Here is a 13,999-nt window from a genome sequence, read left to right on the forward strand (position 1 = left end):
CCCGGCGCTCAAGCCGACATCGGGCGCCGCGCCTTCATCAGTTCTTCGAGGAACGGGCTCGGCTCCCCGTGCCAGAAGATGTCCAGGCTGTCCCGGGCCCGCGTGGTCGCCACGAAGAGCAGCGATCGGGCGCGCTGCATCTCCCGTCGATAGCGGCTGGGGTCCGTGGTGCGCCGCTGCTGGACGTCCGCGCGCGGAACCAGTCCGTCGCTGACTCCGGCGATGATCATGCGCTGGTACTCGAGACCCTTGAACCTGAACATCGTGCCGATGTGGACACCGTTGTCGCCGCGCGGTCCGTCCGGCCCGATCTCCAGCCTCGGGATGCCGTGCTGGGCCAGCGTCCACGCCGCCTGGCTCGCCATCTCGTTGGTCGGCACGGCGATCGCGATCTGCTCGCGCGGGATCTCCCCCCAGGACTCGATCAGCGCGGCGATCGCCTCCCGCTCGTCCTCCCAGTCCCGCAGCCCGTGCAGATCAGGGACGGCACCGCTGAGAACGGACCGGTAACCCGCCAGGTTCTCGGTGCTGCCGTCGAGGTCGTCGTACGTCTCGTCGCCGAGCACGTTCAGCGCGGAGAGCAGGATCTGCCGCGTGGTGCGGTAGCTCAGCGACAGCTTCGACGACCGCCCGCGGATGTTGATGCCCAGGCTGCCCAGCGTGACCTGGTTCTTGTAGATGCGCTGGTGGGTGTCACCGACCAGGAAGAGGTCGTTGCGGTCCGGAGCGGCCATAGCGCGCAGCATCTTCCAGTGCGCGGGCCGCAGATCCTGTGCCTCGTCGACCACGATGTGCCGGTACCGGTAGCGCAGCCAGCCGCCGGATCCGTCGGCCACATGGATGTTGTCGAGGCCGCCCGCCTCCTCCCGCTGGCGGTCGATGGACTGGATACGCCGGGCGCGTTCCATCTCCAGCTGGGCCGCCCGCTCGGCGACCTGGTCCCAGGTCTGCACCCCGAGCCGGTCCAGACGCTGGGTGAACCGCTCGGTGAGCTGCCAGATCTCGGCACGCTCGGCTCGGCTGACCGTGCGTCCCCGTCCGGCCCGGCGGGCCCGGAAGTAGTCCGTGCGGGAGGTGACGGCCTGGCCGAGGATCACCTGAGCCCATTCGTCGTGCAGGAACTCCGCGTCCCAGCCGTTCTCGTCGAGTTCGTCGAGGAGCGAGCGCCATTCCCGCACCGCCTGAGCCTCGTCGATGATCCGCTTGCGGTTGCCGGGCTCGGCCTCCCGGACGGTGCGCAGCGCCAACTGGTCGACATGGCTGATCTCGACGCGCGACAGGAGGGCTTCGCCGCCGAGTGCGAGCAGCCGCGACCGCAGGTCCGCCGAGAGGTTCTTGTTGTACGTCGTCAGCAGGACGGGCTTGGTGCGTCCCGCGGGGAGACGCTCGACCAGGTGCTTGACGCGGTGCAGGGCCACGATCGTCTTGCCGGTGCCGGGGCCGCCGCCCACCCGTGCCGGACCGCTGTAGTCCCGTGAGACGAGCTTGGCCTGGGTCGGGTGCAGGAACACCTTCCACCGGCCGAAGTCCTCGCCCTCCAGGGCCTCCCGCAGTGCCTCGTCGGTCGTCGTGACGATGGTGGCGGGGCGCTCGACGGCAGCCTGGAAGTCCTCGGGGTCGACCGGCTCGGGCGCGGTCACCGGGGCGGTGACCTGGTCGAGGACGTCCTCGTACTCCTTGCCGTCGTACAGCGCGAGCAGCACCTCGCCGGTGAGCTGCGGCGCGTGCTCGACGAGGCCGAGGAGCTGGTCCTCGGTGGTCAGCGCGGCGATCACCGGGACCAGGGACGGGGCCACACCCAGATCGGTGAGCTGCTGCTCCGTCCACTGGGCGAAGAGAGGAGGCGGGGCGGCCGGCTCGGCGCGGGGGGCGGGCTCGGGCTGCCGGGGCTGGGGAGTGAGTACTTCCTCCTGGACGACCTGGAGGTCGACGTACTCGATGCCGCCGGTGACGCGGTTGACCGAGTACATGAGCCGGTCGAGGTGGGCGTACACCTCCTTGCGGTGCTTGACCGAGACGATCAGCCAGTCGTCGTCGGCCAGGCGCAGCAGGAGTGCACGGTATTCGTCGTTGACCCGTGCCGAGAACAGCTTGTCGTGGCCCTGCAACTGCTTGAGACGCAGTCCCGCGGAGTCGGGGTTGGTCTTGAACTTGTGCTGGAAGTCGTAGATCGCGCCCTTGACCGGGCGGGGGAGTTTGAGGATCTCCCTGTCCGCTTTGTCGAGCAGGCGCAGTGTCACGTTCTTGCCGGTCACGAGTCTTCGGTCTCCCCATCGTCCAAGGTGGTGCCGTCCTGCAGATCCCGACGTATCCCGTCGTCGGATGGTTGTACGCCGTCGAGGAGGTCCGCGATCTCCTCGACGGTCCAGGCGCCGGCCGACTGTACGCGCCAGCCCGCCGCCGCGAAGGCCCGGTCCCGGTCACCGGCTTCCGGATCCTCGTCGGCACCCTCGACAGGACGCGGCGCGAGGACGACGCCGATACGGGCATCGGGCCATGCAAGTTCGGCCAGCCAGCCGTGGTCGTCGAGCTCGTAGCCGTCCTCGGGCGCCGGCACACCGAGTGCGGCAAGGGCTTCGGCAAGCGCGAGCAGGCCGGGCTCGTCCGGGTCGAGGTACTCCATGACCTGGTCCCAGGCGGAGTCGCGAGCCGCGGTGGGTCCCGGGGCGACCGGTGCGGTTTCGGTGACGGTCGCGGACGGCACGGAGGGCTCAGGGGCCTCCACCGCATCGACGGCTGTGATGTCGAGCGTCATGCGGACGGACTCAAGGACCCCGCTGCCCCCGGCCACGGTCAGTGTCGCGGGCACGAATCCATTGAGCTGGCTGCTCGTCAACTGTGCGCTGTCGCCGCCGCCGTGATCCAGGAACTGAAGCACGTTGGACCAGTAGAGCCAGGCCCGCCACCGCCGCTTGTGGGCCTCCTCCTGGGCGTGCACGCTGGGTGAGTCGTCGAGGAGGACGATGCCCGTCCACGCGGGAGGCTTCAGGCGGCCGTCCGCCGTGAACATCAGCCGCAGCCCGGAGCCGTCCGTCGCCGTGAACATCTGCACCGGCCCGCGCGGTCCCTCCGGCGCGCGGCCATGGAGCCCTGCCGTGATCTGCGCACCGACCGAATCTGGGGCCAGGGGGACAGGGCGGGTCCCGGTACCCATGAACCCCGCCAAGGCGGCCTCGGCGCGCCACTGCCAGCGGTCCGCGTGCGGGTGGCGCAGATACTCGGTGAGCTGTTCGGCAGGGTTGACCCACACCGTCTCGGCCAGCTCGCCCGGCAGCCCGCCCCGCGTGCTCGCGTAGTAGGCGCGGGCCTTCGCCTTCGCGTTCTCGCCGTACGGCTCCCACACCGGGTCGGCCGGGCCCGCGCCCGCGTACCCGGTGTCCCGTACGCGCCGCTGCCACTCCTTCACATCGGTGTAGGTGAGCTGGAAGACCCTCAGGCCCTCGGCCCGCAGACGCGTGCGCTTGTCCGCGTCGCCGGCGACGCGGTTGTGCTCGCGGCCCGCGTGGAACTCGTAGCCGTCCAGGTAGACCGCCACGCGCGGCCCCGGTGCGTCGACCCGCTCGAACAGGACGTCCGGGCGCGTGCCGTCGAGGACGCGCTGCTGCGAGACCCGCCAGCTCAGTGTCTTGCCGTCGGCGGCCGTCAGACGCAGATCCAGTGCGTGGGTGCCGGCCGGGGTGATGTACGCGTCGCCGCTGGCACGGCTCTCAGGGAGCTGGGCCCATTCGCGCAGCGTGTCGATGAACATCACCTCCAGGTCGCTCTCGGCCTGATGGTGCATCGGGATGTGCTGCGTGGTGGCGACCGGAGAGGTGCGCCAGCGCTCGCCGTCGGCGCCCAGGAGCTCGTCCAGCATCTGCCGGACCTCCTGGCGGCTCACCTTGTCGTAGTCGCCGGGCGGCACCCTGCGCAGCAGACAGCGGTGGCAGCCGTCGAGCCCCTTCTCCAGGCAGCCGCAGCCCTCGATCACCTCGCGCGCCTTCAGCAGGACCTCGCGGAACCCGTCGGCGGTCGCCAGCCGGTGCAGATAGCCGGTGCCACCGGGCAGCCGGTCGTACACCACGAGGAAGCGGCGCGGCCAGTCGCGGTCCTCCCCGTCCGGCATGGACGCGGCCGTGATGTCGATGTGGTCCGGGTCGCCGCCGTAGCGTGCCGCTATCCCCGCGAACAGTGCCGCGGTGAAGGAGGCGAGCCGCTCGTCGGCCCGTGCCACGGACGCCGGGAGCAGTATGCGCACGGCCTCCGTCGTCAGCTCGTGCGCGAGGAGGAGGGGCACGTCATGCCCGGTGCCCTGTTCCTCGCCGCTGCCGTGCAGCCGGCGGCGCGGGCACCACAGCTGGTGGTGGGCGCTGGCCCGGGTGGAGCGGGCAAGGGACTCCGTGAGTGCGTGCTGCGCCTGGTCGACGACCGGCCGTCCGTCGGCGGTCGCCCCGCCGCAACTGGTACAGACATAGAACGGGTTGAGGCGCACGTCGTCCCCCGCCAAAGGCACCGTGCTGCTGCCGTCCTGCCGGTCGACACCCAGATTCAGGGTGCGGACGACCGCCTTGCGGGTGAAGTCGGCGCCGAAGACGGCGGTCTCGTGGCGCCAAGAACCTGCGGCCAGATGCGCGGGGTCGATGTCCACGGTGGTGAGGACCGCGTACCGCTTCCGATCGCGCTCGTCGCGGTCGTCGCGCACCCGCGCGTCGTCCCGCTTGTCGCGGGCCAGGACCCGCTTGGGCTCCAGTACGTACTGCACGCAGCCCGCGTCGGCGATGTCACGAGAGCCGCAGCGAGGACACGGCGAGGTGTCGTTCGCGGCGTCCCCGTGCGTCCTGGCATAGCCGCATGCGGGGCAGAGACGCCAGACCGCCCAGGCCCGCCGCTCGGGCGTGCCGATGTCGAGGGCCCGGACGACGTGCCGGTAGCCGTTGACGTAGAAGCTGTTGCCGGGGGCGAGTTCGGTCAGGGCGAGCTTGCGGGAGCGCTCGTAGTCGCGGACCTCGCTGCGGTACACCGACTCGCGGCGTCCCTCATTGCCTTCCGGGCTCTCGTCGGCGTCCGCCGGCGTCTCGCGCCAGTAGAGCGTGGCCTCCAGCGAGGTGGTGGTGTCCGTGAGGCTGTAGTTGGGCAGCAGGCCCAGCTCGACGAGGGCCCCGTGTGCGCTCGTCTGGCTCACCTCGCGCAGAAGCTCGCTCGTGGCCCGCCGTTCGGCGAGCAACTCCCGCCGCTCAGCGCCCTGTTCCCGGTCGTCGGCGAGCAGCCCGTCCATCGCGGTGTCGATGGCCGCGATACGCCGGCGCAGCTCCTCACGGCGGGCCGTCCACTCCTCCTCGGCCTCCTGCAGGGCGCGCGCGATGCCACCGGTCGCGTACGCGCGCAGCTCTTCGGCAGCGTGCGGCGACACCCCCCTGTCGTCCAGGGGGCCGCCCGGCGCCATCGGGAACAACGCCAGGAACTCGTCGACCAGCCGCCCTCCGTGCGTGAGCGCCGCGTCCGACAGGTCCTGGCACCATCCCGTCGTACCGAACAGCGCCGACGACAGGCGCGGTGCGGGCATGAGCGTCTCACCGTCCGCCGTGGTGAGTTCTCCCCGGGCCGCGCGGTCCAGGAGATGGGCGGTGTACTGGCGGCGCAGGATCTCCACCGCCGACAGGTAGCAGCCCGGCGGAACGATGTCACCGGCGATCATCTCGGTGGGTTCGTCGAGGTAGTACCGGTCGCGGGCGCGGCGTCCGCCAAAGGCCACGACCAGCGCGTTTCCCGTCCGGCGCCCGGCGCGACCTGCACGCTGCACATAGTTCGCGGGCCCGTTCGGGAGCGAGCCGAGCAGCACGGCCGACAGATCGCCGATGTCGATACCGAGCTCGAGCGTGGGCGTACAGGACAGCACATTGGGGTCGGTGTAATGGGTGCCCTGCCGGAAGGTGCGCTCCACGCGCTCCCTCTCGGGCCGCGTGAGCATACCGGTGTGCTCGGCGGTCACCACACGGTAGGTGCCGCCCGTCAGGTACAGACGGCGGTAGTAGTCGTCCGTGTAGTCCCGCTCCAGCTTCCCGCCGAAGCCACCGCTGCCCGCGCCCGTCGACGACATTCCGCTCTGGGGAGGCGTCAGCATTCCCGCGCAGCGGTAGCGCGGACAGGGATGCCCGTACCAGCGGGTCCGGCGCTCCGGCGGAACGACCTGCTGCCAGCCGCACTCCTCGCACGACACGAACGCCTTGTTGACGACGTCGTCCTCGAGGATCCGCACCTGGATGTGACCCGGCTGCAGCCCGTACACACGCGTCGTACGGTCCTTCGCCGTGCGCCCCGAGAGCACACCCTCGTCCGCGAGAACGGGCAGCAGCCTGCGCAGGTACTCGGTCGCCCCCGCCGCGTCCAGGCCCAGACACCGCCGCGTCCAGTCCTGGTACCAGTTGCCGCGCCCGGTGACCGTGTCGAACTTGCTCTTCTCCTTCGCACCGTCCAGCAGGAATCGCGGCGGCGCGACGTAGCCCTCGGGGAACGCGGGCATTCCCTCCGGGCGCCGGCCCGAGATGAGGTACTGGTTGACGCCCGCCTCCTTGATCCACGTCTCCAGCCACCGGTGCCGGACACCTCCGCGCATCCGCAGGCGCTCCAACAGGCCCCGCACATAGGCCATGTACCGCTCGGGCGTCGGCAGTCCGGCATCCAGACCGAGCTGGCCCGGCAGCGCCAGATGGACATCGCGGGCGAGCGCGACGACCTTGTCCGGCTCCTCGACCGCCACCTCTGCGGCCGTCGTCCGCGTCAGCTCCAGGGTGCGCCCAAGACGCGAGCGCAGCCCGAACTCCATGACGGTCGCGAAGGCGAGGCGTTCCCCGATGAGCTTCCACGTCCGCGCGTCCCCGGTGCCGCGTCCCGACAGCAGCCGGTCCACGCCCTCCTCGTCATGCAGGTCCGGCGGCACGACCGCGGCCAGGGCCTGCGGATCGTCCACCGAGTCCAGGACGTTGCCGATGAGGTCGTTGAGGGCCAGCGGCCCGCCCGCGTTCACCAGCTCGTGCGCGAGCAGCGAGCGCAGCGAGAACTTGTACGAGGCGTTGGCGACGTAGCCCGCGCGGTGGGCGGCGTCCTGCGTCGAGTCGTTGAAGAGCAGCGTTTTGCGCTCTTCCGGTGCCAGCGCGAGCTTCTGGCCTCCGGTGAACAGCTGTGTCACCGTCGCCGAGGCGAGTGCGGCGAGGGCGGTGCCCAGGAACCGGATGCCGTTGTCGCTGTTGCACGCCGGACACATGTCGTCCTTGGCGGCCTGGTCGGCGGTCTTCCGGTCCAGGACGGCCCGTGCGAACCAGGCGTCCTGCAGCCCGTCCGCGTCCTCGGCGACGGGCATGCGGTAGGTGCCCTGCGCCCCGTCCAGCACCACCACGGATTGCGGATCGATGCCGCCCGCCGGCTTGGGCGCAGCGCCCGTCAGAGCGCAGAGCGCCTCCCGGACCTCGGCCGGGGTGGCCGAGATGAAGTACCGCAGCCGTCGTTTGTCGCGTCCGATCCCGGCCTGCCAGATCTTCAGCGGGCTCATTTCGAGCTTCTGCGGATCGGTTTCCGGGGACAGCGCCGCCCAGCCCGAGCGGCCGCACGTACGGCAGTAGATCGCCGGCAGATGCGCCTGGGCAGGACGCTGGACGGTGTCGGATCCGGGCAGCGCTTCGGGCCGTCGGGAGTCCGATATCGGCCACTCCTCACTGTCGGCCGCGTCGTCGGCAGTCGGCGCCGCCGTGAGCGCCGCCCTGCGCGCCACGGCCCGCTCGTCCTCGTACCACCGGAACTCCGGCCGCGCACCGACCCCGCTCAGCACCCGCCCCACGGGCCGCACCCACAGATGCGCCTCGATGTGCAGCAGCGGACGCGGCCGGCTTTCGTCGGACTCCGGATCCCGCGCCGACGACAGCAACGCCACGAAGCGCGACAGCGCCTCCAGGGCGAGCCGCGGGTTCTCCCGTGCGGTGCGCGCCCAGGCGTACCCGAAGCGGGCCATGCGGTCACGCAGCCCCCACTCGTCCAGCGGCTCGCCGTTCAGCAGAGCGAGCACACCATGGGTGAAGTCGTGCTTCTTCAGCAGCCGCCCGATCTGGAACACATCCAGGCCGCGCCGCCCGAGCAGCCGCGCCGCCAGTGCGTCGAGGTCCAGCCGGTCGGGATCCGACTCCACGCCCGGTCCGCCGGAGACGTCGATGACCTCTTTGGGGCTCGGCGGCTCGGGCAGTTCGTAGTCCACCTCGCCGACGAACTGGTCGGCGGTGAGCCGTTCCTCACCGATCACCGACTCCGGACCGAACGGCACGCCGAACACCTGCTCGGCGACGGCGAGGATGCCACTCCCGTCCCCGCCGCCCTCACCGAGCGTCGCCGACGTGGCCACGGGGCAGATCGAGCCGAGCGGCCGCCCCGCCTCCGAGGCCCCCACCGCCGACGCGAGCCGCCGCAGCAGCATCGCCACGTCCGTGCCCTGCGCGCCGTCGTAGGTGTGGAACTCGTCCAGCACGACGTACGCGATGTCGGCGCCCTCCCACAGCGTCCGGTCCTCGGCCCGCTGCAGCAGCAGGTCCAGCATCTTGTAGTTGGTGATCAGCACGTCCGGCGGCGACTGCCGCATCTCCTCGCGCCGCGTCATCACCCGCCGGAAATCGGTGTCCGGCTTGTCCCCGATGTAGAGACCGGCGGTGACCTGCGCCAGCTCCGGCTGGGCGAGGTAGTCCCCGATACGCCCGGCCTGGTCGGTGGCGAGAGCGTTCATCGGATACAGCAGCACGGCCTTCACACCGCGCTTGCCGAGCGCCTTCTGCCGGCGGCAGTGGTCGAGCACGGGGATGAGGAACGACTCGGTCTTGCCCGACCCGGTGCCGGTCGTCACGAGCGTCGGCTCGGCTGCCCCCTTGTAGGTGCTCAGCCGCTCCCACGCCTTGGCCTGATGCCGCCACGGCGTGAACGACGGCTGCCACTCCAGCGCCGACTGCCACCCGTCGTCGGCGGGGTGGAACGGCGTCCTGATCCGCAGGTACGGCCCGCGGAAGATCCCGGTCTCCGGATCCCCGAGGAACCGCTCCAGGGCGAGCCGGGTGTCCTCGTCGGCCAGCGCGTACGTCGTCGTGAGGTACTGCGTCAGACTGCCGCGCAGCTGCGCGGCGGCCAGGGTGGGCTTCACGACGGGGCCTTTCGGACAAGTCGGACCAGGAAGAATCGTCGACCGACGGACGACGGTGAGGATCGCCGCCAAAATATCGTCTGCCACTGACAACGGCAGCAGTCGGGTCATAGGCGGTTTTTCCACGAGCCGTTCCGACGGCTTGAATCCCGCCGTCGAGGCCGTTCCGCCGACAGAGGACATGCCCTCGTGCCCGATGCCCCTTCCTCGTCCCGGATGCCCTGGCGTCCACCAACGAGGGAGACCCTCGTGGCTGGGGACGGACTTCAACCCCGCGAACGGGGCCGGGTGACTGCCCCGATCGCCACAGCGTCTTGTTCGGCCTCGTGCGTGATCGGCGGGTCACCCATGAGGGAGGTCATCTTGCGGCACGTACGAGTCTGGGTCAGCTGTCGGCACTGTGCGGAGGACCTTGGTGTGGCGTATCTGATCCCCTCAGTGCTGTCCATGTTGGGCACGGCAGCAGCGTGAGCGGGCCTGCGTCTGGTGCAATTGGGTATTCACCAGGCTGAAATTTCACCAGCGAAGTCGGTGTAGGAGCGGTTCGTGCCGCTCGGCCGGGCGGTGATCAGGCCGCCCTGCGCCGCCTCACGCATAATGCTCGGAGCATCAGACTCTCGATATGGAGGTTGCTTCAGAAGCCGCTTTAGGTGTTCCTTCGCATTGGGGATCCGCCCGAGATCACGTCGACACTCTTCCTCGGGAAGGTTCCATCCCGATCGCACCTTGGGGAAGGCTTTGGGAAATAGCATTAGCCAACCTTCGGTCTCTGATACCGCGAGAGCGAGAGCGGCCTTTGCCTCGGGTCCGAACGTCCGAACCAATTCGGCGGAGATCCTCCGGCGAACTTTGTCGTAATGTGCACTCTCGGCGCCGTCGAAGTCCACGTGTACAACGATGCCCGCCAAGCATGCGTGTTGCGTTGCGGCAGCAGCGTTGGCAAGTCGACGGAGGTCGTCTACGCGGGGCTGGAGAAATTTCTCCGCTTTGGCCAGATGGGTTTGCCTGGTTATGGGGACTATCTTCGGGCACGGTTTCGGGAGGAGGGCTCCGATGAGGTGTTTGAGAACTTCCCTGTCGTTGTTGCCCTCCCCGGCCACGACAATGATTGACTTGCGAGCGGGATTGACCTTTCCGACCTTCTTCACCATGCCGTCCCCCCGAGTGTGCCCGAGAACCACAGTTCGCCGATCGGCATTCCTTCCGACGCGTCGATCGCCGCAAGGATCTGGTCGGTACTGGTCGCCGGTATGCGGGACCGTCCGTGCTCGTCGCGCTCGCAGACCACGAACTCCTCAGGTCGCAACTGATCGACGAAGACTGGGGAGTGCGTGGTGACCAAGAACTGGGAGCGGTCACTTGCCTCTCGCAGTCGATGGCTCAACAGCTCTAGTGCATGGGGATGAATGCCGTGGTCGATCTCCTCGATGCAGGTCATTGCAGGCGAATGGGGGTCGTGGAACAGGGCGAGGAGGCACAGGAGCCGGACGGTACCGAAGGAGGCATCGGCCAGGCGAGTCGACCCGCGGAGACCGCGTTCGTGGATGGCCACCGTCACACGGTCTGGCCGGTGGGGTGTCGGCAGGATTTCGATGTCCTCGATGTGCGGCAGGACAGTCGTGATGTCCTCAAGGAACAGCTCCCATGCGTCTGCATCCTCTCGGAGTTCTTTGAGGAAGTCTGCGATGTTGGAGCCATCGTCCATCAGGTGGGCCGACTCGCCGATGGGTGCCGGTCTACGTGCGGCTCGCACATCGATGTCGAAGACCCGGATACTGCGAAGCAGGTCGGCGAGCGTTGACAGGCCGGCGTCCACGGGATGTCCGACAGGTAGTCCGGCACTCGAGTGAAGGGCGCTTTCCTGCGGCTGTACAGCGAATTTACTTGTGACCTGTTTTGGTCGCTGCGGGTATGTCACCGATGTTTTCGTCGACTTTAGATCCAGGACCGTAGAACTCCCGTCTGGCGCTCGGTGCTCGAGACGTTCTCGGCGTGAAAGGACGTAGTCGTTCGAACCCTTGCCTCGCCTGAGGCGGTACCGGAGCGTCAGCTCATAACTGTCTGGTTGTGATTCGGAGCCGTGTGGGCCCCAAACTCCTTTGACGCCCACACGCATGAGCGAAGTGAAGCGGTCCCCGCCCCGATAGGCGATTTCCGGATAGCCCCCGAGGCCCTTCAGGGTCGCCGTGATCCCGTGTTGAGTGACCAGGCCGAGGAACTCAAGTGCATGCAGCACGTTGGACTTGCCTGCCGCGTTGGGCCCGACCAGGACGGTGAGGGGGCCCAGCGGAAGCTCCACCCGAGTAAGGGTCCGATAGTTGTCCACCGACAGATGAAGCAGGCGACCGTTCAAGTGATGACCCATCAAAGTAGCAGTGAAAGGGCAGAGTTGGTGCACGGAGAGCCCATCACTTGTGCCCCCCGGTTCGACCCTGTGGCATAGGAGACACGTGGGTATCTGCCGCTGTCAAGTGCGCTCCGTTACTGGAATGGATCGCACTGTCATGGTGGAGGCATTGCCCTAACCACGGCCTTGGCGAGCTGGGAAGCCGGTCGTCACCGCCCCAGCCGCAGCTGGAGCGGTGATGGCGGAGGGAGTAGCGGTCGGTTACGGGGGCCGGCTACGCGAGCCCGAGCGGTCAGGCCCACGCCTCAAGATCACCGACGAAGTCGGCATATGAGCGGTTCGTGCCCTGGGGGGAGGGGATCAGACCGTTCTCGAGGGCCTTGCGCGCGACGAGAGGGCCGTCGCTTTCCCGGAAGGTCGGTGTGCCGAGCCCGTGCTTGAGCTTTTCCTTGGGCTCGTTGATGCGGCCTGTGTCCTTTCCGCGTAGCTGGGCGGGAACCTTCCACTTCGGGCGCACATGTGGGAAGGCCTCTGGAAACAGGAGTAGCCACCCCTCGGATTCCCATGCGGCAAGTGCAAGTGCCGTGTGGAACGCGCCGCACTGACGGTCGAGTTCGTCTGTGAGTGCCCTGCGGATCTTGTCGTACTGCGAGTCGGTAAAGCCGTCCAGGTCCTCATGGACGGCGAACCCGTACAGCTGCGCCTTCTGCTGAAGAGCCTTGGCGCGCGCCTTGCCGAGGAGCACCTTCACCGCACTGGCGAGATCGGGGCCGGACTTCTTGCGTAGTCGCACAGGATCATTGATACGGACCAGCTTGGCCGTCGTGTCGACGTCAGGTCGGTGCGCGCGTATCAGCGCGGCAAGGATCTCGCAGTCGTTCTGGTCCTCGCCGGCGAGGACGATCAATCCCCGCTCCCGTGAATCCGGTCGCGGGCCGTTGGCCCTACCTCGGGGGCTCACAGCTCACCTCCGGTGAGGTCGCCGCCGAGCACGCCTGAGAACCACAGCTCCCCGAGAGGTTGGTCGCCTGATTCCTCGACGATGTCCCTCACTTCCTGAACCGTTAGCGCCGGGATGATCGAGGCACCGTCCTCGTCCCGGTCGCAGACGACGAACTCCTCGGGGCGGAGCCGGTCCACGAGAGCGGGCGAGTGTGTGGCGACGATGAACTGCGTTCGCTCGGCGGCCTCGCGCAGTCGCTGCACGACGAGCTCCAGTGCTTGTGGGTGCAGCCCGTGGTCGATCTCCTCGACACAGGTGAAGGCTGGAGGGTTGGGGTCGTAGAACAGAGCGAGCAGGCCCAACAGGCGGACCGTACCGTAGGAAGCGTCGGCCAGAGGTGTCAGGCGGCGCAGGCCGTATTCCCGCAGGACCACCGTCAGTTGGTCGGTGGAACCGCCGACCTCCTCGAATTCGATGTTCTCCAGTTGGGGCAGCACGGTACGGGCGTCCGTGACAAGGCTCTCCCAGACGTCGTCCTGCGTGCTGAGGTGGATAAGGAAAGCGGCCAGGTTCTCGGCGTGGGGTGACAGGGTGACGAAGTCCGAGCCGCGCAGGCGCGTCGGCAGCCTTGCCGCAGCGACATCGACGTCGAACACACGGAAGGTGGAGAGCCGGTCGGCGACTCTGGTGACTTCGTCGCCGCCGTCTGAGGGCCCCAGCCGGGGCAACGTGGACAGGCCACTGCTCAGCCGCCGGATGCCGAAGCTGCCGCTGTCCTTCTCCTCGCCGGCGCGCCTGTCGACCACCCGAGCCTGCTCACCGGAGATCGTGATGCGCCGTCCGCGCCCCTGGGTCCGCTTGAACTGGAAGCTCTCCTCACGGGAGAGGCTGTACGCGTCCCGATTTCCGCCCCGGTGGGACGGCAGCGACCGTCGTCTGATGGCGAGGCTGTATTCGTCCGGGGCATTGAGCGTGGCATTGCTCGTCCAGGTGGCCTTGAGCTGGATCCGCATGGACGTCGGCGGCTTCGATCCACCCCAGAACGCGACCTCGTCGAACCCGCCGCGTGTGTCCAGCGCGGGCTGGAGATCGGTACGGATGATGTCGGCGAGGAAGTCGAAGACCTTCAGCACATTGGACTTGCCGACTCCGTTCGGTCCGACGAGTACGGTCAGAGGGCCGAGGGGAACAGTGACATCGCGGAGGCTGCGAAAGTTCTCGACGTGCAGTTCGAGGAGGCGGCCGGACATGGGATGAACCTATCGGGTGAGTGATCGTGGCGAAGGTCAATGCGCGAAGAGTGCTGCCCCCAAAGCAGCCCGTTCTGATGAGGCATCACCCGGAGGGGCGATGAGAACGGAGTCCATTGTGGCTCAGAGTTCCATGCGGAGCAGCGTAGTCCGCACCGGAACCTGTCAAGGCGATCAAGGCAGGTAGATCGTTCTAACGCTGTGCCGGGATCAGTGGGCCGTCTGGTGCCGGCTTGTTGATCCAGGCCGCTGCGGGGACCTTCGGGGGCTCCGGTGGCTTGCGGACGAAGCGTTCGGGGTGCTTCGCGTAG

6 protein-coding genes are annotated in these 13,999 nt (G+C 68.5%); all 6 read right to left on the reverse strand.

What is annotated here, in order from left to right:
- Positions 1-8: 8 nt before the first annotated feature.
- The 6 genes from ABT078_RS27560 to ABT078_RS27585 all read right to left on the reverse strand — a co-directional run bounded on the left by ABT078_RS27560 (position 9) and on the right by ABT078_RS27585 (position 13,688).
- Positions 9-2,255 (reverse strand): UvrD-helicase domain-containing protein, encoded by a 2,247-nt coding sequence (locus tag ABT078_RS27560; RefSeq protein WP_351232251.1) that lies wholly within the window; start codon positions 2,253-2,255, stop codon positions 9-11.
- A complete protein-coding gene (locus tag ABT078_RS27565) occupies positions 2,252-9,148 on the reverse strand; it encodes a DEAD/DEAH box helicase (RefSeq protein WP_351232253.1) in 6,897 nt (2,298 codons plus the stop codon). Before ABT078_RS27565 ends, ABT078_RS27560 begins: the two co-directional genes overlap by 4 nt.
- A 500-nt stretch (positions 9,149-9,648) precedes the next feature.
- The gene (locus tag ABT078_RS27570; protein ID WP_351232255.1) at positions 9,649-10,299 is read right to left on the reverse strand and encodes a hypothetical protein; all 651 of its coding nucleotides are present in this window, start codon (positions 10,297-10,299) and stop codon (positions 9,649-9,651) included.
- On the reverse strand, positions 10,293-11,513 hold the full coding sequence (locus ABT078_RS27575; protein ID WP_351232257.1) for an AAA family ATPase: 1,221 nt from the start codon (positions 11,511-11,513) through the stop codon (positions 10,293-10,295). The genes ABT078_RS27570 and ABT078_RS27575 overlap by 7 nt, the downstream gene beginning before the upstream one ends.
- 274 nt (positions 11,514-11,787) lie before the next feature.
- Positions 11,788-12,402 (reverse strand): hypothetical protein, encoded by a 615-nt coding sequence (locus ABT078_RS27580; protein WP_351232259.1) that lies wholly within the window; start codon positions 12,400-12,402, stop codon positions 11,788-11,790.
- A gap of 50 nt (positions 12,403-12,452) precedes the next feature.
- Positions 12,453-13,688, reverse strand: coding sequence for an AAA family ATPase (locus ABT078_RS27585; protein ID WP_351232261.1), 1,236 nt, complete (start codon positions 13,686-13,688; stop codon positions 12,453-12,455).
- Positions 13,689-13,999: the final 311 nt, after the last annotated feature.

The organism is Streptomyces sp. NPDC002133 (genome assembly GCF_040296405.1).
GTDB lineage: Bacteria > Actinomycetota > Actinomycetes > Streptomycetales > Streptomycetaceae > Streptomyces.